This window comes from Gordonia sp. Swx-4, from assembly GCF_030316175.1.
Classification (GTDB): domain Bacteria; phylum Actinomycetota; class Actinomycetes; order Mycobacteriales; family Mycobacteriaceae; genus Gordonia; species Gordonia alkanivorans.
Window position 1 is genome coordinate 3,334,032 of record NZ_CP128197.1, and the last position, 21,268, is coordinate 3,355,299.

The 21,268-nt window shown below is 69.4% G+C and carries 19 protein-coding genes; all 19 read right to left on the bottom strand.

All coding sequences use genetic code 11. The features are described from left to right. Nucleotides 1–156: 156 nt before the first annotated feature. Nucleotides 157–498: a YggT family protein gene (locus tag PWF70_RS15185; protein ID WP_006356884.1), complete on the bottom strand. Its 342-nt coding sequence runs from the start codon at nucleotides 496–498 to the stop codon at nucleotides 157–159. Between the two features lie 56 nt (nucleotides 499–554). Next, nucleotides 555–1,268, bottom strand: coding sequence for a cell division protein SepF (locus tag PWF70_RS15190; protein ID WP_035752657.1), 714 nt, complete (start codon nucleotides 1,266–1,268; stop codon nucleotides 555–557). 122 nt (nucleotides 1,269–1,390) lie between these two features. Then, a complete protein-coding gene (locus PWF70_RS15195; protein WP_035752771.1) occupies nucleotides 1,391–2,155 on the bottom strand; it encodes a YggS family pyridoxal phosphate-dependent enzyme in 765 nt (254 codons plus the stop codon). A gap of 26 nt (nucleotides 2,156–2,181) precedes the next feature. Then, a complete protein-coding gene (gene pgeF / locus PWF70_RS15200; protein WP_006356881.1) occupies nucleotides 2,182–2,907 on the bottom strand; it encodes a peptidoglycan editing factor PgeF in 726 nt (241 codons plus the stop codon). Between the two features lie 5 nt (nucleotides 2,908–2,912). Further along, on the bottom strand, nucleotides 2,913–4,088 hold the full coding sequence (gene ftsZ, locus PWF70_RS15205; RefSeq protein ID WP_006356880.1) for a cell division protein FtsZ: 1,176 nt from the start codon (nucleotides 4,086–4,088) through the stop codon (nucleotides 2,913–2,915). Between the two features lie 293 nt (nucleotides 4,089–4,381). Beyond that, a complete protein-coding gene (locus PWF70_RS15210; protein WP_006356879.1) occupies nucleotides 4,382–5,083 on the bottom strand; it encodes a cell division protein FtsQ/DivIB in 702 nt (233 codons plus the stop codon). Beyond that, nucleotides 5,080–6,690 carry a UDP-N-acetylmuramate--L-alanine ligase gene (gene murC / locus PWF70_RS15215; protein ID WP_035752772.1) on the bottom strand — a complete coding sequence of 537 codons (1,611 nt, stop codon included), beginning with the start codon at nucleotides 6,688–6,690 and terminating at the stop codon, nucleotides 5,080–5,082. The genes PWF70_RS15210 and murC overlap by 4 nt, the downstream gene beginning before the upstream one ends. 71 nt (nucleotides 6,691–6,761) lie before the next feature. After that, entirely contained in the window at nucleotides 6,762–8,024 is a 1,263-nt protein-coding gene (gene murG / locus PWF70_RS15220; protein WP_502876404.1) for an undecaprenyldiphospho-muramoylpentapeptide beta-N-acetylglucosaminyltransferase, read from the bottom strand. Between the two features lie 18 nt (nucleotides 8,025–8,042). Further along, the gene (gene ftsW / locus PWF70_RS15225) at nucleotides 8,043–9,905 is read right to left on the bottom strand and encodes a putative lipid II flippase FtsW (RefSeq protein WP_035752664.1); all 1,863 of its coding nucleotides are present in this window, start codon (nucleotides 9,903–9,905) and stop codon (nucleotides 8,043–8,045) included. Nucleotides 9,906–9,910: 5 nt separating this feature from the next. Continuing rightward, on the bottom strand, nucleotides 9,911–11,497 hold the full coding sequence (gene murD / locus PWF70_RS15230) for a UDP-N-acetylmuramoyl-L-alanine--D-glutamate ligase (RefSeq protein WP_035752666.1): 1,587 nt from the start codon (nucleotides 11,495–11,497) through the stop codon (nucleotides 9,911–9,913). Then, the gene (gene mraY, locus PWF70_RS15235; protein ID WP_035752668.1) at nucleotides 11,490–12,587 is read right to left on the bottom strand and encodes a phospho-N-acetylmuramoyl-pentapeptide-transferase; all 1,098 of its coding nucleotides are present in this window, start codon (nucleotides 12,585–12,587) and stop codon (nucleotides 11,490–11,492) included. The genes murD and mraY overlap by 8 nt, the downstream gene beginning before the upstream one ends. Nucleotides 12,588–12,681: 94 nt before the next feature. Beyond that, complete coding sequence (locus PWF70_RS15240; RefSeq protein WP_075864063.1) at nucleotides 12,682–13,206, bottom strand: UDP-N-acetylmuramoyl-tripeptide--D-alanyl-D-alanine ligase; 525 nt, start codon at nucleotides 13,204–13,206, stop codon at nucleotides 12,682–12,684. Next, on the bottom strand, nucleotides 13,203–14,888 hold the full coding sequence (locus PWF70_RS15245) for a UDP-N-acetylmuramoyl-L-alanyl-D-glutamate--2,6-diaminopimelate ligase (RefSeq protein WP_035752773.1): 1,686 nt from the start codon (nucleotides 14,886–14,888) through the stop codon (nucleotides 13,203–13,205). Before PWF70_RS15245 ends, PWF70_RS15240 begins: the two co-directional genes overlap by 4 nt. A 170-nt stretch (nucleotides 14,889–15,058) precedes the next feature. Beyond that, the gene (locus tag PWF70_RS15250) at nucleotides 15,059–16,993 is read right to left on the bottom strand and encodes a peptidoglycan D,D-transpeptidase FtsI family protein (RefSeq protein ID WP_006356871.1); all 1,935 of its coding nucleotides are present in this window, start codon (nucleotides 16,991–16,993) and stop codon (nucleotides 15,059–15,061) included. Nucleotides 16,994–17,096: 103 nt separating this feature from the next. Further along, nucleotides 17,097–18,005 carry a cell division protein FtsL gene (ftsL, locus tag PWF70_RS15255; protein ID WP_035752672.1) on the bottom strand — a complete coding sequence of 303 codons (909 nt, stop codon included), beginning with the start codon at nucleotides 18,003–18,005 and terminating at the stop codon, nucleotides 17,097–17,099. A gap of 2 nt (nucleotides 18,006–18,007) precedes the next feature. Continuing rightward, nucleotides 18,008–18,994: a 16S rRNA (cytosine(1402)-N(4))-methyltransferase RsmH gene (rsmH, locus tag PWF70_RS15260; protein WP_035752675.1), complete on the bottom strand. Its 987-nt coding sequence runs from the start codon at nucleotides 18,992–18,994 to the stop codon at nucleotides 18,008–18,010. A gap of 244 nt (nucleotides 18,995–19,238) precedes the next feature. Continuing rightward, entirely contained in the window at nucleotides 19,239–19,679 is a 441-nt protein-coding gene (gene mraZ, locus PWF70_RS15265) for a division/cell wall cluster transcriptional repressor MraZ (protein ID WP_006356868.1), read from the bottom strand. A 431-nt stretch (nucleotides 19,680–20,110) separates the two neighbouring features. Continuing rightward, entirely contained in the window at nucleotides 20,111–20,512 is a 402-nt protein-coding gene (locus tag PWF70_RS15270; protein WP_035752676.1) for an SCO2097 family morphological protein, read from the bottom strand. Between the two features lie 177 nt (nucleotides 20,513–20,689). Further along, nucleotides 20,690–21,154 (bottom strand): SAV_6107 family HEPN domain-containing protein, encoded by a 465-nt coding sequence (locus PWF70_RS15275; protein ID WP_006356866.1) that lies wholly within the window; start codon nucleotides 21,152–21,154, stop codon nucleotides 20,690–20,692. Between the last annotated feature and the right edge of the window lie 114 nt (nucleotides 21,155–21,268).

Sequence of the window (21,268 nt, forward strand, 5' to 3'; positions counted from 1 at the left end):
TCACATGCGAACCGTAGGTCGCACTGTTGGATGCTCAGCCCGATCGAAACTCCTCCGAACGGGCAGGGCATCCGAAGACGACAACCAACGGTAGTCCATCTGCGTACCTCAAGGTACCCGGGTCACAGGGGTCCCGGTGCGCGACGCGTCGGCGGATCAGGAGCGGGTGAGAACCAGAGCGGTGGCCAGCGAATCGGCGACCGCGTCGGCGCGGAGACCGTTCACGATGTTCATGGCGATGATGACGACGAGCATGACGATCATCAGCGACAGATCCAGGCGGATCGGACCGAGCGGGATCGGCGGCAGGACCCGCCGCAGCGCCTTGATCGGCGGATCGGTCAGAGTGAACACCGTCTCGATGATCACGACCGCCACCCCGGTGGGTCGCCACTCGCGGGCGAACGTCCGCACCAGCTCGACGACGAGCCGGCCGAGGAGAAGCAACCAGAAGACCAACAGGATGTAGTACAGGACACCCAACAAAATCGCAGCCACGCGTCAAGATTGCCTGAAGAGCACCGGCCGGTGCGAACCGAGGGTGCCCACCTGCATCAGGAGTGGTTGTAGAAGCCGGTCTCGGCGATCTTGCGGCGGTCATCGGGCGACACGTCGACGTCGGCCGGCGACAGCAGGAAGACCTTGGTGGCCACCTTGTCGAAGGAGCCGCGCAGAGCGAAGGCCAGGCCCGCGGCGAAGTCGACGAGGCGCTTGGCGTCGTCGTTGGTCATGTCGACGAGGTCCATGATGACCGGGTTGCCGTCGCGGAAACGCTCACCGATGGTGCGGGCCTCGCTGTAGTCCGAGGGACGCAGGGTGGTGATCTTCTGCAGCGGGCCGTCGGCGAAGACGCGCTCGAGCTCGCGGTGCTCGGGGCCGGCCGGGCGCGACGAGGCGGCACGCAGGGCGGCACTCGACGAACGCTGCAGCGGTTCGAGGCGCGCAGCGGAACGCATCGGGGCCTCGGGCGTCGGACGCGGTCCGGCGTAGGCGAACTCGGGGACGAAGTCACCGGCGAGTTCGTATCCGCCGTCGAAATGACGGTCGTCGTAGGCCATCTCGTCGCGGTAACCGGCCTCACGGAAGCCGGGGTCACGCAGGGAGGGCTCGTAACCGGGGTCGTAGGAGCCCTCACCGTAGTAGTCGTCACGGTAGGCACGCTCACGCGACGGGACACGCAGCGCGGAGCCGTCCTCGAGGTAGTCGTCCTCGTACTCGCTGGGCGGCACCATGCCGAAATAAGCCTTAAACTTCTGCATCGTGGTCATTGTCGGCCTCTCTGTCGTGCGACGCCGGTGTGCAGCCGTGCCGGATGGTGCATCTGATGTCACTGTGCTTGTTGAGATATTTGCGCTTGTTGTGCCACTTGGTTCTGTTGTTACCAATGTGATTACTGAGAGAGTAGCGGCCGATCGCCCATGATCGCGGTTCCGACACGCACACATGTCGAGCCGGCTGCAACCGCCTCTTCCATGTCACCGGACATACCCGCCGACAGTTCGACGGCGTCGGCGTACCGATCGCGAAAAGCGTTGTGGATACGAGCGGATTCGGCCATCCAGTACTTCCGCTCACCGGTGAGTGGGGCGATGACCATCAGTCCGCGCAACTGCAGAGAGTCCCCGCTCGACACCTGCTCGGCGAGTGCGGGAAGATCCGCCTCGACGACGCCGCCTCGCTGCGGGTCCCCGTCGAGACTCACCTGCAGCAGCACCCCGAGACGCGCGGTCCGCTCCCCCTCGTCGAGCGCGGCTCGCGCGGCCCGGCCCAGGGCCTCGACCACCTTCGGACGATCCACCGAGTGCACCGCACGCGCCCAACGCGCGATGGAACGGGCCTTCTTCGACTGGACGGTCCCGATCATGTCGAACACCGGGACGTCGGTGGAATCCTCGGGTGTCCAATCGGCGAGGACCTCGGCGACCTTGCGTCCGGCCTCCGGCTCACGGGACTCGCCGAACGATCGGACGCCCAGGTTCAGCAACCGGCGGACGTCGTCGGCCGGGAAGTATTTCGTCACCACCAGGAGCGCACACGCCCCGGTGGGTCGGCCCGCGGCCGCGACGGCCGCGTCGAGCCGCCCGCGTACGGCTTCGAGTCGCTCGGACAGCTCGGCGGTGCGTGCGTCATCGAGAGAATCGCTCATGTCCCCCATCATTCTCCGCGTGGAGCACCGGGGGTCTACTCGCCGTCCGGCGCACTCTCGTCGTCCATCCAGATCACCGATGCCAGGCGGCCGGTCGGTGCGCCGCGCCGGTGGCTGAAGAGACTCAGGTCCGAGATCGTGCAGCGCGGGTCGACGGCGACCCCGGCGACCCCGGCCTCGAGGAGCTGGCGGCGCAGACCGGAACGGAGGTCGAGGCCCGTCGTGCCCTTCTTCGTGCGACTCGCACTCCCGGGCAGATGCTTCTCGACGTCGGCCTGCATCGCCGGGGGCACCTCGTACTGCTCACCGGACGCCGCCGGGCCGAGAAACGCTCCGATCGACTCGATGCGCGCACCGAGTTCGACCATCACCTTCAGGGTCTCGCGCACGATGCCGATGCGTGCCCCGACGCGCCCGGCATGGACACCGGCGATCACGCCGGCCTCGTCGTCGCTGAGGAGCACCGGCACGCAGTCGGCCGACAGCACGGCGAGCGCGAGGCCCGGTGTGGTCGTCACCAGCGCATCGGTCGCCGGAACCGGTTCGGGGACCGGACCGTCGACGACCGTCACGTTGCGGCTGTGGATCTGTTCCATCCAGACGACCGAGGACGCGGGCAACCCGATCTGCTCGGCCAGACGATTCCTGTTGGCGGACACCGCTTCCGGGTCGTCTCCGACATGGTCACCGAGATTGAACGAGTCATACGGTGCCACCGAGACGCCGCCGGCACGCGTGGTGACCACACGACGCACCCGCATGCGGGTCAGCGCTTCATGAAGGACGGCACGTCGACGTCGTCGTCGTCGAGATGCACGGTGTTGCGACGCGGGGGCTCCGGCTCACGCTCACCACCGAAGGGATCACCCGACCCCTTGGGGATGTCACCGAAGAGCGGATCGCTCTTCGGCGGCGCCGAGACCGCGCCGGCTTGTCCCTGTCCGACAGCCGAACGGCCGGCGGCCGCAGCGGGCACGTCGGACCGCTTCTTCGGGGTGCCGCCGTCGAAACCGGCGGCGATGACGGTCACTCGGACCTCGTCGCCGAGGTTGTCGTCGATCACGGTGCCGAAGATGATGTTGGCGTCCTCGTGGGCCGCCTCCTGGACCTGGGTGGCCGCGTTGTGGATCTCGAAGAGACCGAGGTCGCTGCCGCCGGCGATCGAGATCAGCACGCCCCGAGCGCCTTCCATCGACGCCTCGAGCAGCGGCGAGTTGATCGCCGACTCGGCCGCCTTCTTGGCACGGTCCTCACCTCGGGACGAGCCGATGCCCATGAGTGCGCTGCCCGCGTCGCTCATGACGCCCTTGACGTCGGCGAAGTCGACGTTGATCAGACCAGGGGTGGTGATGAGGTCGGTGATCCCCTGGACACCGTTGAGGAGGACCTCGTCGGCGCTGCGGAACGCGTCCATGAGGCTCACCTGCGCGTCGCCGAGCTGGAGCAGGCGGTCGTTCGGGATCACGATGAGGGTGTCGCAGGACTCCCGCAGCGCGGTGATGCCCGCTTCGGCCTGTCCGCCGCGACGCTTGCCCTCGAAGGAGAACGGGCGGGTGACCACGCCGACGGTGAGAGCACCGAGCTTCCGGGCGATCTGCGCGACGACCGGTGCACCACCGGTGCCGGTGCCGCCACCCTCGCCCGCGGTCACGAAGACCATGTCGGCACCCTTGAGGAGCTCCTCGATCTCGTCGCGGGCGTCCTCGGCGGCACGGCGGCCGACCTCGGGGTCGGCGCCGGCACCCAGGCCACGGGTGGAGTCGCGACCGACATCGAGCTTGACGTCGGCGTCGCTCATCAGCAGGGCCTGCGCGTCGGTGTTGATCGCGATGAACTCGACTCCCTTGAGTCCCTGCTCGATCATGCGGTTGACGGCATTCACGCCGCCGCCGCCGATGCCGACGACCTTGATGACGGCCAGGTAGTTGTGCGGTGGCGTCATGCGCTCGCCTTCCTCGTAATGGGTCGTGCTCGATGTTCCGTTGCTGATCTCTCAGCGCGTTCCGGTGCTGATGTGTCAGCGGCTAAGTGCTGACAAAACCCTAAACCTGAACCATAGATCTAGAGTTATGTCAAGTAGTTCGTTGTGGAGATGACGCTAGGCATCCCGGGCCCCGGTATCCACAACAGCGCCCGGCGTGTCGGGAAGTCGCGCCGAAATTCGGTGAATTTCTCAGATCTTCAACGAATCTGGCGTCGTTCCCGGCCCGTGCCGGCGGCCGCGGGCCGACACCATCACTTGTAGGCCGGGAACTCAGGGCTCGAGACGTTGTACATCTTGGCGTCCCGGCTCAGCAGATACGTGAGGGTTCGCGCCTTCTCCGCTCCCCGATCGCTGTCGCCCCAGATGACCCGGCGGTCCTCGGTGAGGAGGAACTCGATGTCGACCGGAGAGTTCGCCGACACCCGGATGACCTGTCGCGCCAGCGATTCCGGGAGTCCGGCGACCGCGGTGATCGCCTCCCGGGTGGTGGGGTCGGCCGGGCCCGGGTTCGGGGTCTCGAGAACCGGGAGCTTGAGCACCTCCGGCGGCACGCCCTGGGCGCGGACGTAGTGCAGGAAGGACACCCCCGACCGGTCGAGGACGTGGACCTCGTCCCCGCTCGTCACGATCACCACCGGCACCCGCTCGACGACGGTGATGGTGAGCGACGAGGGGTAGGACCGCTGGACGCGGACGGATTCGACAGACGGGATGGTGGCGACCCGCTGCGCGACGGCGCGGGTGTCCACCTGGAGAAGCGGTGTCCCCTGGGGGACGGCTGCGACGCGGAGGATCTCGTCGGCCGGGACCGAGCCGTTGTCCAAGATGTCGGTGCTGCGTACCGACATCAGCGGGGTCAGATAGGCGATCAGGACCAGCCCGACCCCCGCGGCGACGACCATCAGGGTGCCGAGGATCAGGCGGGACCGGCGGCGGGTCGGCCAGCGGATCACGAGACCCGTCCCGTGAGGCCCCCGTCGCCGGGGCCCTCACCGTTCGCGTGCGTCGTGCGCTCGGACCCGGTGTCCGCACCGAGCGCGGCGAGGATCTCGGGACCCTGCATGGTGATGTCGCCCGCACCCAGGGTCAACACGAGGTCACCGGGTCGCGCCAGGCCGGCGACCTGACCGGCCAGCCGCGACAGGTCCGGCGCGAACACCGACGGGCGGGTCAGCTTGTCGGCGATCGTCCGGCCGCTGACACCCGGTATCGGTGCCTCGCGGGCGCCGTAGACGTCGGCGACGACCACGGTGTCGGCGAGGTCGAGGGCGGTGGCGAACTCGTCGGCGAACTCGACCGTGCGCGAGTACAGGTGGGGCTGGAAGACCGCGATGACGCGACCGCGCGGCGCGTCGGGGCCGACCCGCGCGGCCATCATGGCCTGCGCCGCGGACAGCACCGAGCGCACCTCGGTCGGATGGTGGGCGTAGTCGTCGATGACCTCGACGCCGCCCCGGCGGCCGCGGAACTCGAAGCGACGATGGACCCCGCCGAACGCACCGATGCCCGCGAGGATTCCGTCGAGGGCACCCGCGGCGTCGGCGGTCTGCGCTGCGTTGACGCGGACGGTGCCGATCACCGCGGCGATCGCGTTGAGCGCCATGTGCTCTCCCGGGAGCGGGAGGATGAGTTCACGTTCGACGACCGTGCCGGTCTCGTCGGCGGGACCGGTCACCGGCGCGGTGAAGCGGACCCGTGCCGCTCCCCCGGCGGCCCGCGGCTCCCACGACAGCAGGGTCGCCACGTTGGGCACGCCGGGCGCGAGGCCCGCATGGGTGCCGCGGCCGTAGCCGAGGACCGCGACCCCGCGCTCGGCGAGATCGCCGCGGACGCGTCCGGCGAGTGCGGCCGATCCGGGATCGTCGAGGCAGACCACGAGGGTGCCGCCGGTCCGGATGCGTTCGGTGAACTTGTCGAACACGTCGACGTAGGCCTCGATCGAGCCGAAGAAGTCGAGATGGTCGGCGTCGATGTTGGTGACGGCGACGACGTCGGGCGTGTACTCGAGCAGCGAACCGTCGCTCTCGTCGGCCTCGGCCACGAAGACCGGGTCGCCGCCGTGATGGGCGTTGGTGCCGGATTCGTTGAGCTCGCCGCCGATCGCGAACGACGGATCGCTGCCGGCGTGCTGAAGGGCGACGACGGCCATCGAGGTGGTCGAGGTCTTGCCATGGGTCCCGGCGAGCAGCATCGTCCGGTCGCCCTCCATGAGCTGGGCGAGCACGCGCGGGCGCAGCAGGATCGGGATGCCCCGCGAGCGGGCGGCCACCAGCTCGGGGTTGGTCTTGGGGATGGCGGCGTGGGTGGTGACCACCACCGACGGGCCGCCCGGGATCTGGTCGAGCGCCGACGGATCGTGTCCCACCTGGACACGGGCGCCACGCGTGCGGAGTTCGAGGATGCCGCGGCTGTTCTTCGCGTCCGATCCGGACACCTGGCCGCCGCGGGCGAGCAGGATGCGCGCCAGTCCGGACATGCCGGCGCCGCCGATGCCGACCATGTGCACGCGGGCCAGCTGCGGCGGCAGTCCTCCGGTTCCCACGGTCGTCCCCTCGCTCATGTCGTCACCTCCCACGCCTTCTCCGGTCGTCTCGCCGGCCGTGTCCCGTCCGACCCGGTCCCGTCCAATTGTCACTGCTCGCCGGCCGATCGGCGGGAACGAAACGCCTTGCGGACCGAGCCCCGGCCCGCGCGGAATCCGCGAGCGAGTTCGAGAGCGACGTCGGCGACGGCCGCCGCGGCGTCACGATGGCCCGTGCCCGCGGCCGCCGCGGACATCTTCTGCAGTCGCTCCGCGTCCTGCAGGAGGGCCGGCACCTCGCGTGCCACCCACTCCGCGCTGACCGCCGAGTCCTCGACGATGAGTCCGCCACCGGCCTCGACGACCGGTAGCGCGTTGAGGCGTTGTTCGCCGTTGCCGTGTGGCAGCGGGACGTAGACGGCGGGCAGACCGGTGGCCGACACCTCGGCGACGGTCATCGCACCGGACCGGCACATCACCAGGTCGGCCGCGGCGTAGGCGAGATCCATCCGCTTGAGGTAGCCGACGCCGCGGTACGGCGGGGCGCCCTCGACGATCACCGGATCGATCGAGTTCTTGGGCCCGTAGGCGTGCAGGACACCGATGCCCGCCTTTGCGAGGGCTTCGGCCGCACCCGAAACCGCGGCGTTGATGCGTTGCGCGCCTTGGGATCCACCGAAGACGAGCAGGGTCGGGGCGTCCTCGTCGAGACCGAAGTAGTGTCGCGCCTTGGCCCGCAGAGCAGGCCGGTCCAGCTCGGTGAGGACACCGCGGACCGGCATGCCGACGACGGTCGCGTCGAGGCCGGAACCGTCGACGGCGGCCAGGATTCGGTCGGCGAAGCGGGCGCCCACCTTGTTGGCGATGCCCGCCGAGGCATTCGCCTCGTGGATGACGATCGGGATGCGGTTGCGTCCGCGCAGGTGCATCTGCGCGGCGAGGTAGGCCGGCACGGACACGTACCCGCCGAAGCCGATGACGACGTCGGCATCCACGTCGGCGAGCACCTTGCGGGTCGCGGCGACCGAGGACACCAGGCGGCCGGGCGTCTTGGCGAGGTCCATCCCGGGTTTCCGCGGCAACGGGACCGGCGGGATCAGCCGAAGGTCGTATCCGCGTTCGGGCACCAGGTCGACCTCCAGGCCGCGGCTGGTCCCGAGTGCGGTGACGCGGGCCGTCGGGTCGATGCGGGTGATCGCGTCGGCCACGGCGAGCGCGGGTTCGATGTGTCCGGCGGTACCACCGCCCGCGACCACCACCGACAACGGCCGCCCGCCCGGGCCTCCGGTCGTATCAGATTGTGCTGCACCCGAACTCACCGGCTCTGTCACTCCATCTCCAGCCACTTCGCACGTCTGTCCCACGCGGGGCATCGCCTGCCGCGGGAGCCGTCAGCGGCGTCCCGCGCGGCCGTGTGTCGGCCGATCGCGCCCGGGGTCGGCGGACCTCGGCGTACGCGGCTGATGCGCGCCCGCCCGCCATCCCGGTGACGCCGAGCGACGTGCACTGCCGGCGCCGGGATACCCGCCACGGTAGTCGACGCCTGCTCGTGTCGACGGCGCAGGTCGGGTGCGACCTGCCGTTGCCGGACGCCGTGCGGACGCACCACGAGCAGGTGCCGGTTCGGCGGCCTTCGCCCGTTTCCACGGCATGGTGAACCGGCCCAGGCTCGGCGCAGGCTCGGCCGGTCGTCCGCGACGACCCGACGGTCCTGTCCGACCGGACGCTCCCGCCCGTCCCGATGCACCGGCACGTACGGCCGTACGGCCGCCGGACCGTTCGCCCGCCGAGCGACGCCGGTCGAGCCGATCGCGCAGGGTCTCCGCCCGCGTCTGCCGGTAGGCCACCGGCGTCGGGAGCCGCAGGATCCGGGCCAGTCGGCCCTGCGACCCGGTGGTGAGGGCCGCGACGGCCTCGGGTTCGTGTCGTGCGGCGTTGGCGAGGAGCCCGAGCATCGCGAGCACGGTCAGCGTCGACGTACCGCCCGCCGAGATGAGTGGCAGCTGGATACCGGTGACCGGTAGCAGGCCGATGACGTAGCCGATGTTGATGAACGCCTGCGCGAGGATCAGCACGGTGATGGTCGCGGTCATCAGGCGCAGGAACGGGTCGGTGGAACGGTGCGCGATGCGGAAGCCGATGTAGCCCAGCAGCACGAACAGGAACACCACCAGCAGACCGCCGAGGAGGCCGAGTTCCTCGCCGATGATGGCGAAGATGAAGTCGTTGTGCGCGTTGGGCAGATAGTTCCACTTGGCGCTCGACTGGCCGAGACCCACACCGAAGACGCCGCCGTTGGCCAGTGCGTAGGTCGCCTGGCGCGCCTGGTAGCCGGCGCCCTGCGGGTCGTCGATGCCGCCGAGGAAGCTCATCACGCGCTGTGAGCGGTAGCCCTCGGCGAGCGCGAGGATCACCGCGAGGGCCACACCGGAGACGGCGAACGCCGAGAACACCTTGATCGGCAGCCCGGCGAACCAGAGCATCGCGCCGACGATGATCGCGATGGTGATCGTCGTCGAGAGATTGGGCTCGAGGATGATCAGCACGCAGACCAGCATCGCGACCGGGACCAGCGGGATCAGGAGCTCTTTGATCGAGGCGTTGTCCCGACGCCGCGAGGCCAGCAGGTGCGCACCCCAGATACAGAGCGCCACCTTGACCAGCTCCGAGGGTTGCACCGACACACCGGAGATGACGAACCAGCGTCGCGCGCCCTGGCTGAGCGTGCCGATGCCGGGGATGAGCACCAGTCCGAGCAGGAGGATGGCGATGGCCATCGACGGCGCGGCGAAGCGCCGGAGCAGGCGGATGGGGACCCGCAGCATCAGGTAGAAGACGATGAGGCCGAGTCCGGCGAAGATGACCTGGGTCGTGAACAGTCCGTACGCCGATCCCTCTTGCGAGTACCCCTCGACCGACGACGCCGACAGCACCATGACCAGACCGAAGGCCGTCAGCATGAACGCCATCGTGAGGACCAGCTGGTAAGAGGCCAGCGGCCGCGCCAGGAGGTTGCGCACGGCCTCGACGAGCAGGGCCGGCAGCGAGGCCGTCACCGACGCGGCGGTCGAGGCCGCCGCGGAGACCTCGGCGGCCGGCTTCGACAGCGCGGCCGCACCTTCCGACGCCTTCCGCCGTACGGTGGCCGCCCTGCTCTCGTCCGAGTGCTCGTCCGTCACGTCATCCAACGAGTCGTCGAACGTGTTCTCGTCGTCGACCGCGCTCTCGTCAGCCGCGGTCTTGTCGCTGCTCACGCGACTCACCGCGAGGTGGAGGTGCCGGCGATGTCCTGTGCGGCGTGCGCGAACGCGTCACCGCGCCGGCCGTAACCGGCGAACATGTCCAGCGACGCCGCGGCGGGTGCGAGGAGCACCGCGTCGGGCTTCGGGTCGCTCGCCGCGGCGAGCTCCCACGCCTCGGCGACCGCCCGGTCCATCACGGCGACGGCGGGGTCTGATCCCGAGGCTCGAGTCGACGAGTTCGGGATCGACGAGAGGACGGGTGCGGTCTGACCCTGGCGTTGCACGTTCACCGTGCCATCGTCCCCTGTGAATACTGTGACTGTTGGGACTTCTGGGGCGTGTCGCGCGATCGCTTCGACGACCAGTTCCCGATCCCGGCCGATGGCGACCACTCCGGCGAGCCGATGGCCGACCGCGGTGAGCATCCCGTCCATCGACGCACCCTTGAGCAGGCCGCCCGCTATCAGCACCACACGGTCGTACGCGGCGACCGCGGCCTGGGCGGCATGCGGGTTGGTGGCCTTGGAGTCATCGACGAAGCGGATGCCGTCGCGCGTCGCCACGACCTCGCCGCGGTGGGCGGCGGGCCGGAAATCGGTGAGCGCGGCGTCGACGGCGTCGCGCTCGACTCCGATCGACAGTGCGAGTGCGGCGGCGGCGAGAGCGTCGGAGACACCCGACGGACCGGCCGGATGCACGACGCCGGCGGACAGCAGACGACCCGCACCGAAGGCGCGGTCGACGAGTTGCCCGTTCTCGACGCCGAGCTGACCGTCCTGCGGCGGGTTCAGCGTGAAGCCGACCCGGCGTCCCGCGCCCGGCAGACCCGACGCGACCGCGTCGTCGAGGCCGACGACCGCGATGTCGCCGCGCAGCGCACCCGCCTTGGCCAGCGCATAGGCGTCGAAGGTGCCGTGCCAGTCGAGATGGTCCTCGGCGACGTTGAGCACCACCCCGGCCGCCGGGGTGACCGACGGCGCCCAGTGCAGCTGGAACGACGACAACTCGGCGCACAGCACGTCGACGCGGGGCGTCGCGCGCATGGCGTCGAGGACCGGCAGACCGATGTTGCCGCAGGCCGCGCCGGCACGGCCGGAGCGCTCGACGATGTCGGCGAGCATCGAGGTGGTCGTGGTCTTGCCGTTGGTGCCGGTGACGACCAGCCAGGTGCGCGGCTCACCGAGCAGACCAGCGGCGTCGACCCGCCAGGCCAACTCGACCTCACCCCACACCGGCACACCGCCCGCCGCGGCCTGCGCGACGAGGTCGTGGGTGGGTGCGAATCCGGGCGAGACGATCACGACCGCGGTGTCGCCGGTCCACGACGGGTCGGCGAGCAGATCGGAGATCGCGACCGCCTCCGCGCCCTGCGCGATCAGGTCCGCGACCCCGGGGACGGCGGCGATCGCCGCCTCCCGGCCGGCGGCGTCGGCATCGCGTGCGGCGAACCGGTCGTCGGCCAGCAGGATGCAGACGTCGCGGGTGATGAGATACCGCGCCGCCGACATCCCGGCGGTGCCCGCACCGCCGATCACCACGGTCTCCCCGGTCAACCCCAGCGGATCGCCGGCAGACGCGGGGCTCTCGGCGAGCGGATCAGCCATTGGTGGCCAGGAACTCGCCGTAGAAGAGCGACAGTCCCAGCGCACAGGCGATGGCCGTGAGCAGCCAGAACCTGATGATCACCGTCGTCTCGGCCCACCCGCCCAGTTCGAAGTGGTGGTGGAAGGGCGCCATCCGGAACACACGGCGGCCGGTGGTCCGGAAGAAGGCGATCTGGATGACCACCGACATGATCTCGGCGACGAACAGCGCGCCGATGACGACCGCGAGGAGTTCGGTACGGGTCGTGATGGACAGGCCGGCGAGCATGCCGCCGAGCGCCAGCGAGCCGGTGTCACCCATGAAGATCTTCGCCGGTGCGGCGTTCCACCACAGGAAGCCGAGGCAGGCACCGCCGCCGGCCACCGCGATGATCGCGAGGTCGAGGGGATCGCGGACCTGGTAGCACCCGGTCGGGATGTCGCTGGGCGGCTTGGCACCGCCGGCGCAGGCGTTGACGAACTGGAAGAACGTCACGAGGACGTAGGACCCGAGGACCATCGCCATCGAGCCGGCGGCCAGACCGTCGAGTCCGTCGGTGAAGTTCACCGCGTTGGACCAGGCGGCGACCACCAGCCAGCAGAACACCACGAAGACCACCGCGCCCAGGCCGATGGCGTTGATGTCGCGCACATAGCTGAGGTGGGTGCTGGCCGGGGTGAGGCCGTAGTCGTTGCGGAACTGCAGCACGAGGATGCCGAACAGGATCGCGGCGATGAACTGCCCGATCGACTTCGCGGTCTTGTTCAGTCCCAGGTTGCGGTGCTTGCGGATCTTGATGATGTCGTCGAGGAAGCCGACGATGCCGAGCGCCGTCGCGAGGCCCAACACGAGCAGACCCGACGCGGTGGGTCCGTTGCCGCCGTCGGTGAACAGGCCGACCAGGTGCGAACCGAAGTAGCCCGCCCACAGTGCGGCGAGGATCGCGACGCCGCCCATCGACGGTGTGCCGCGCTTGGTCTGGTGGCTCTCGGGGCCCTCGACCCGGATCTCCTGGCCGAATCCCTGACGGGAGAACACCTTGATGAGCACGGGGGTCAGCAGGATCGACACCGCGATCGCGATCGCACCCGCGAGGAGGATCTGGGTCATCGTGCTGCCCTCGTGTTCGCTCGTCCGTTCCCCGCCACGCTCTTGTCTCCGACTCTGTTCGGTGTTCTCGGCCGGCGCGCCTCGCCGCGCGCCCTCATGATGCGGTCCCCTCGTCGCCGGGACCGGCGTCCGTCTCCTCGCGGATCTGCCAGCCGCAGCCCGCACCCCACGCCGTGACCACCGAGTCGAGGTCGGCGCTCGCGGCCGCGAGGAGGATGACATCGCCGGCGGCGGGCCGCCAGTCCGGGTCGGTGTCGACGAGTGCCGCGGCGGCTTCGACCGAGTCGACGATGCGCGCCTCGTCGCCCCACGACCCCTCCATGACGGCGCCCTGGTGCAGGGCGTGGACAGATCTGGAGTCGCCCACGCAGAGAGTCTTGTCGACGGCCAACCGGACGGCCAGACGTCCGAGGAGATCGTGTTCGACGACACGCTGGTTCTCCGGCGTCCCCTCGGGGGTGGCGACCTCGGCGATGATGGCCCAGGTCCGCGGCCGATCCACCGCGGCGCTGCCATGCATCGCTCCGGCGTGCTCGGCGAGTCGGCGGATGAGCAGACGTGCGTCGTCGACCGTCACCGGCGCATCCCCGCGGATCACCGTGACGAACGGTCCGGTCATCGATCACCCTCCGCGGCCACCGAATCGGTGGATGCGCTCTGTGGGGTCGACGACTCCAGCGCTTGTGCGACGACGTCACGGTCGTCGAACGGATGCTTCACGCCGTTGATCTCCTGCCCGGCCTCATGTCCCTTGCCCGCGACCAGCACGATGTCGCCGGGCCGCGCCCACGCGACGGCCTCGGCGATCGCGGCCGCGCGGTCCCCGACCTCGCGCACCGGCTCGGCACCTGCCGGGCGTTCGGCGGCGTCGACGCCGCGGGCGCCGGCGAGAACCTCGGACCGGATGGCGGCCGGTTCCTCCGACCTCGGGTTGTCGTCGGTGACGATGACGAGTTCGGCTCCGCGTGCGGCGGCCTCCCCCATCAGCGGACGCTTGCCGGCATCACGGTCGCCGCCGGCACCGACCACGATGGCCACGCGGCCGGGTCCCTCGCCGAGCTGCCCGCGCAGGGTCGCGAGCACGGCCTCGACGGCACCGGGTTTGTGGGCGTAGTCGACCAGCGCGAGGAACGGCTGTCCGCGATCGACCCGCTGCAGACGTCCCGGCACGCTCACCGACGCGACCGCGTCGAGTGCGGTGGAGATCGGCACACCCGCGGCATGGGCCACGGCGACCGCCAGCAGGCCGTTGGCCACGTTGTAGCGGCCCGGGAGAGGCATGACGAGGACGTGGTCGCCGTCGGGTTCGGTGATCGGCGTGTGGGAGGTGCCTTCGCCGGTGAGATCCGACGGTCCCGCGTGCCAGTGTGCGGGCGTCGGACCGGTCGACACCGTCACCGGCTGCAGGTGCGCCGCCTCGCCGGGCCGGCGGGCGAGATCGGCCATCCGCTGCCCCCACTCGTCGTCGACGCACACCACGGCGCGTACCGCGTGGTTCGGCGACGACGGCACGAACAGCTGCGCTTTGGCGTTGAAGTAGGCGCGCATCGTCTGGTGGAAGTCCAGATGGTCCTGCGAGAGGTTCGTGAAGGCACCGATAGCGAAGTGCGCGCCGTCGACGCGCCCCAGCGACAGCGCGTGGCTGGACACCTCCATGACGACGACGTCGACGCCGTCCTCGAGCATCGACGCCAGCAGCGCCTGCAGGGTCGGGGCCTCCGGTGTCGTCAGCGAGCTCGGCTGCGCGACGCCGTTGACGCGGGTCTCGACGGTTCCGATGAGCCCCACCGAGTGCCCGGCGGCGAGCAGGGCGGCCTCGACGAGATACGACGTGGTGGTCTTGCCCGACGTGCCGGTGATCCCGATCAGCTTCAGCCGCTGCGAAGGGTTGCCGTAGACACGGGCACTGACGCTGCCCAGCACGGTCCGCGGGGCGGGGTGGATGAGGACCGCGACGGCGGTCTCGGGCGGCAGGACGCGGCTGAGTTCGGCGCGGCCGGCCGGATCGGTCAGGATCGCGGTCGCCCCGGCGGCGACCGCCTGGTCGGCGAACCGCGCACCGTGGGTGGCCGCACCGGGCAGGGCCGCGAACAGATCGCCGGGCTGTACGTCCTGGGCACGCAGGGTCACGCCCTGGACGCTGGTGTCGCGATCGGCGCCGCCGACGAGGTCGAGCCGGGCGCCGGTGGCCGTCGACAGGACCGTCACGGACGTCGGCGCGATCTCGCGCGGACGACCGGCGACCTTCCTGCCCTTGCGCCTGCCGGCCGATCCCTTGTGCGAGGAACCACGAGACGTCATGTGTTCGCCTCCTCGGGTGTTCTCGGTCGGTGTGCTGGTGGTGCTGGTGGTCTGGATACCTGCGGTCTGGTTACCGGGGCCTGGGTTCGTGTTCGGCGCAGAATTGCACTCACGATACCGACCCCGGGATCGGCGTCCGGGATGCGGTGCGCCGACCCCTCCGGTCGTGATCAGTTCGCGGTGAGGGTCAACCTCGGCGTCGGCGGGGACAGCGGGACCTGGGCGCGCTGCAGCATCCACGACGCGATGGTCGAGAAGAGCGGTCCGGCGGACTGGCCTCCGGTGCCGTCGGAGCTGCGACGCGGGTTGTCGAGCATGATCCCGATGACGTAGCGCGGCGCGTCGGCCGGGGCGATCCCGGCGAAGGTGATGTTGTAGCGCGAGTTCGAGTAGCAGCCACACGACGGGTCGACCTGCTGGGCGGTACCCGTCTTTCCGGAGACCTGGTAGCCGCTGACGGCGGCCTTGGTGCCGGTACCCATCTGCACGCCCATCGGATCGTCCTGCACCACCGACCGGAACATGTCGCGGACCGTCCGGGCGGTCTCCTCGCTGACGACGCGGACCGGTTCGGGACGAGCGCGTCCCTCCGGGGTGCTGCCGTCGCGCTCCTCGCCGGCGAGGATGCGCGGCGGGATGCGCAGACCGTCATTGGCGATCGCCTGGTACATCGCGGTCATCTGCAGCAGCGTCATCGAAAGACCCTGTCCGATGGGCAGGTTGGCGAATGAACCGCCCGACCACTGGCTCAGTGCCGGCACCTCGCCGGCACTCTCGGCCGGGAGTCCGACGCCGGTGCGCTGGCCGAGCCCGAAACGCTTGAGCATGTCGGCGAAGCGTTCCTCGCCGATGCGCTTGGCGAGCATCAGCGTGCCCACGTTCGACGACTTACCGAAGATGCCGGTGGTCGTGTACGGCTCGACGCCGTGCTCCCAGGCGTCGCGGACGGTGACGCCGGACATCTGGATGCTGCCGGGCACCCGGTGGACCGTGTCCGGCCGGGTGAGGCCGTATTCGATGGCGGCGGACGCCGCGACGAGCTTGTTGACCGAGCCGGGCTCGAACGGTGAGGTGACCGACGGATTGCCGAGCTCGGCCTTCGGCTGATCCGACAGTGGGAGCGAGGCGTTGAAGGTGCCGTCGTTCGCCATCGCCAGTACCTCGCCGGTCCTGGCGTCGAGTACCACTGCCGAGGCGCCCCGCGCGCCGGATGCCTGTTTGGCCTTCATGACCTGGCTCTGGACGAACCACTGGGTGTCGGAGTCGAGGGTCAGGCGGACGGTGGAACCGTTGATCGCCGGGTGCACGTTGCGGGTGCTGCCCGGGATGATCGCGCCGTCCGATCCGCGGTCGTAGGTACGGGAACCGTCGGTGCCGGACAGGATCGCGTCGAGCGAGGCCTCCAGACCGATGAGACCGTTGCCGTCGTAGTTGACGTCGCCGATGACGTTGGCCGCCAGCGAACCACCGGGATAGAGCCGGATGCTCTCCGGGTCGGCGCCGACCTCGGGGAACTCCTCGGTGATGCGTTTGGCGACGTCGGGGCTGACCGCCCGGGCGAGGTACACGAAGGGTTCGTCACCGGTGATCTTCTCGAGGAGGTCTTCTTCGCTGATCGAGCCGCCGAGTGCGACCGACACACCCTTGGCGATCTCCTTGAGCCGCTCGTCGACGCCGGGCAGTTCGTCGTTCTTGCGGTGCTCCTCGTCGATCGACTTGCGAACCGCCTTGGGCAGGAACGTCAGTGACCGGGCTTCGTCGGTGTAGGCCAGCGGGCGACCGTTGCGGTCGAGGATGGAACCACGCTTGGCCGTCAGGACCTGGGTGTACTCGCGCTGCTGGGCGGCCTCGGCCGAGATGGACCCGGCCTGGATGGTGTGGACGACGATCATCCTCCCCGCGACCGCGAGGACCACGAGCAGCACGACGACACCGAACACCTTGGTCCGGAAACCGAAGCTGTGCAGTCCCCCGCTGTTCCGCGGGCCGCCCTTACCCGGTCCGCGGCCACCCGGGCCGCCTGCGGTCGCGCGGGATCCCTGGCCCGGGCGACGTCCCGGGCGAGACGGCGCGTGGCCGAGTCGCTCGAAGGTCGCACGTGTCATGGTCGTCAATTGTTCACCGCTTCAAGGTCGTGACAGGGATTTGGCGTCGGCGGGTTGCAGATCGGTGGGCGCACTGTGACAGTCCCCACGACCCGCGGGCACCTCACGTCCGGGGCACGACATTCGGCGCCGGGACCGGGGTCGAGGGCTGGGGTGTGGACCCCGACTCGGTCGGCGCCGACGAACCCTCCCCCTGCCCGGGGGCCGGATCGGGTTGAGCCGGAACGGGTTGCGGAGACGGCGCGGACTGTCCCGGGGTTGAGGGGGCCGGGGCCTGTTGGCCCGGGGTCTGCTCGGCCGGCGGGTTGGGGGCGCCGACGGCGCCACCGCCCAGGCCGATCGAATCGTCCACCTTGCGCGGGTCGATGGTCTCGGTGGGGTCGGGCTTCAGTTCGGGGTTGAGGTCGGCCATCGGCTTCCCCGATGCCGGTGCGGGTTTCCCGACGATTCGGGGCCGGCGCGGGTCGTCGACGATCATCCGTGCCGGATTGTCCGACGGGATCATGCCCAGACGGGTTGCCTCACGGGACAGTTCCGGCGCCGAGTTGCCGGATTCGTAGGTCCGCTTGAGCGCGTCGCGCTGGTCGATGAGCGACTGGTTCTCCGTCCGCTCGATGCCGAGCTTGTAGGAGTCCTGGGCCGACTTGGTCGACAGCCACAGGCTCAGACCGAGGCCCAGGACCAGCAGCGCGATGACCGGGACCACGAAAGGTGTGTGCTGCAACCGTTCCCGGAGCGAGACACCGGACATCGACAACCCGCCGCGGGCCGCGCGCGGTGCGCTCGCACCGGTGGCCATGCGCTTGTGGCGCCGGTCCAGCGCGCGTTGGGCAGCCCGCGAACGGGTCGCGCGTTCGGATTCGATGCGTGCACGCCGCGACCGCCGACTGTCACGCTCGGCATCCGACCGCCCGGCGTCGGAGCGGGTTGCTCCGGAACGGGCTGTGCCGGAACGCTTGTCGTCGGAACGGCCGGAGCCGGGACGACGAGGGGCGTCGTGCAGGATCGTCATGATCAGCCCTTCTTCTCGACTCGTTCGACCGCCCGGACTCGCACCGGTGCCGATCGCGGATTGATGGACAGTTCCTCGTCGTCGGGACGCTCGGCGCCACGGGTCACGAGGCGGAACTCCGCGGCGGTGCCCGGCAACTCGACGGGCAGGCCGGGCGGGGAGGTCGAGGTCGTACGAGCTGCGAACTCCCGCTTGACGATCCGGTCCTCGAGCGACTGGTAGCTCATCACCGCGACACGACCGCCGACCGTGAGCACCGACAGCGCGGTCGGCAACGCCTCACGGAGGACGTCGAGTTCGTGGTTGACCTCGATACGCAGGGCCTGAAATGTTCGCTTGGCCGGGTGGCCGCCGGTACGCCGTGTCGCCGCCGGGATGGTGGCGTAGAGCAGTTCGACGAGGCGCGCACTCGTTGTGAAGGGTTCTTTCTCGCGCTCACGCAGGACCGCCGAGGCGATCTTGCCGGCGAAGCGCTCCTCCCCGTACTCGGAGAGCACACGGGCCAACTCGCCGTGACCGTAGGTGTTGAGGACGTCCGCCGCGGTGAGGGGGTCGTCGGAGTTCATCCGCATGTCCAGGGGCGCGTCGACCGAGTAGGCGAATCCCCGGCCGGCCTGGTCGAGCTGCATCGACGAGACGCCGAGGTCGAACAGCGCGGCGTCGATGGATTCCTCACCGGCGTCGTCGAGGACGTCGGCGATCTCGTGGAAGGTGGCCTGGTGCAGGGATATCCGGTCCGCGTGCGGCGCGAGCCTGCGTCGCGCGATGTCCAGGGCGGAGGCGTCGCGGTCGATGCCGACGAGGTGCACGTTGGGGAATGTGTTCAGGATGAGTTCGCTGTGCCCACCGGCGCCGAGCGTCGCATCCAGGAACACCCGCCGGTCTTCTGATTCCAGTGCCGGGGTGAGCAATTCGACGATCCGCCGGCCCATGACCGGGATGTGGCCGAACTCGCCCGAGCGGCGAGTGTCGTCACCAGTGTCATCCACGGAGGGCCCCCATCGGCGTGTCGGCCATGTCGGTCGGCAGAGTCGGCGTTTCGGTGCGAAGGACTTGTCGGAGGAGTGTCATGTCGCGGGCGGGACGGCGGATCACCGTCGGGCCGCGCCCCGGATGGAGCGAGGTCCCGATCCGATTCCGTACCTGGCGTTGGGGAAGTACGCCAGGGTCGGACCGGATCGGGGCCTCGTGCCACCCGAAGCCCGAGTACCGCTCAGCCCCGTCCCCTCTCGGCTACAAGACCGCGTTCAACGCGGCCGAGTTGGCTGCCGAGAAGTTCTCCTCGTGCTGCGTCTGGTACTCGTCCCATGCGGCCGAATCCCAGATCTCGAGGTGATCGAAGCTGCCGAACACCACGCACTCCTTGGACAGTCCCGCATAGATGCGATGGTCGGAGGACAGGCTGATCCTGCCCTGGCCGTCCGGTCGCTGTTCTTCCGAACCGGCGAAGAAGGTCCTCTGAAACGCACGCAGGTCAGGGTCGTTGCGTGACGCCTCGACGATCCTCGCCGCGATCGCATCGAACTCTTCGGTCCGATACACCGACAAGCTGTGGTCTTGGCCTTTGGTGACCACTACCCCTCCTGCCAGTGCATCGCGGAACTTCGCGGGCAACGTGAGTCGCCCTTTGTCGTCCAATTTGGGCGTGTAGGTGCCGACGAATCGCACAGACATGTCGACACCTCCTGCCCCTGGGTTCCGCGCTCCGGATCGCCTCACCCAGTGCTGCCACAGTACCCCACTTTCCTCCACTTTCCACCCCAGAGGCCCACACGATCTCCCACGTTCAGCAAATCCCCAGTTCAAGCGGGCAAAATGTGTGGAACTTCGTGCGTGTCCCGTGCGCAAACGCGCGTCTACACCTCCCGGAGCCGTGTGGCAGACGTGTTTCCTGAGGTGCCAGATACCCGTGCGACCAGCAGTTCCGTCATAAGTGGGGCAAAGTGGGGACCCCCGGTGGGGGAAGGTGGGGCCCGGGAGTGGGTGACGGTGGGGCGCCTGGGGCGCACGGCCGGGAGCGCGCTGGATCGCACATACGAAAGAGCCGCGCACCCACTGGGGTGCGCGGCTCCGGATGAGTCGTGGCATTCAGGCCGGCCGGGGATCTACTCCTGCTCGAACCGACGGTTGAATCGTTCTTCCATCCGCTCCGACAGCTTGCGCTTGGAGCCGGACGACCCGGACTGCTTCTTGCCTCCGGCACGCGGCGCGGACGTCGCGGAGTCGGCGAGGTCGTCACCCCAGAGGGCGAAGAGACCGGCGCCGAACATCACCAGGAAGCCGAGGAGGCTGACGATCGGGAATCCCCCGATGTCGATCTTGACGATGAGACCGCCGACGAGCATCACGAGGCCGACGACGAAGATGGCCACCGCCTGTAGGCGACGACGGCCACTCGACTTACCCAGCCGACGACGCTTGACACTGGACGCAAACTTGGGGTCTTCCGCGTACAGAGCGCTCTCGATCTGTTCGAGCATGCGTTGCTCGTGCTCCGAAAGTGGCACCGACCCTCCTTCTCCCTGATCCGCGACGCCGACGACGGTCAACCGCGACCGGTGAGGCGTCTGCGCCTTATTCTCCCATGATACGAGGTGAAATCAGCCGCGACCACCATTACTCGCTGTTGTTGGTCCGGATGCACATACCGGAACGACAACGGAACGCCGAATGCGTGTCCGGCCTCACGCAGTTCGCCCGATTTGGGGCTCCTCTGTCCCGAATTTGCCTTGCTCGTAAGCAATGACCAAGGTCTCGACCCGGCGGAGGAAATCAAGGACGAGGAGTCGCATGCCGGCGACACTGTCGGGGTCGAGTGTTCGGATGATCCCCGACTCGATCTTCATCCGGACGGGCGACAGCGTGGCGAAGCGCGCGGCCAGCGGGGCGAGGTCGGGAGCGACAACTCCGATGCGGGTCCAGGCGTTCGACGTCTTGCGACGGGCGGGGCCGGCCGGCTCGCCGATCGCGAGCGCGGCGCCTGCCGCACGGAGGGCGACGAGATAGAACTGCCGAAATCGCTCGGCGTCGTCGGAGACGCCGTCGGCGTTGTCGAGGAGGAGATGGGCGCGCTGGAGGAGGTCGCGCGCACGTCCGACCATCACCGGGTCGACGGGGGCGGACCGGCGGGATGTGGGCCGTCCGGGCATGGCATCCTCCTCACTCGCTGGCGACGGTGTCCGGTGGCAGACGCTTCCCTCGTCCGCCACCGGACCGTCATGTCGTCGGGATGAACGCGAACAGCTTGCGGAGGCACATTCATC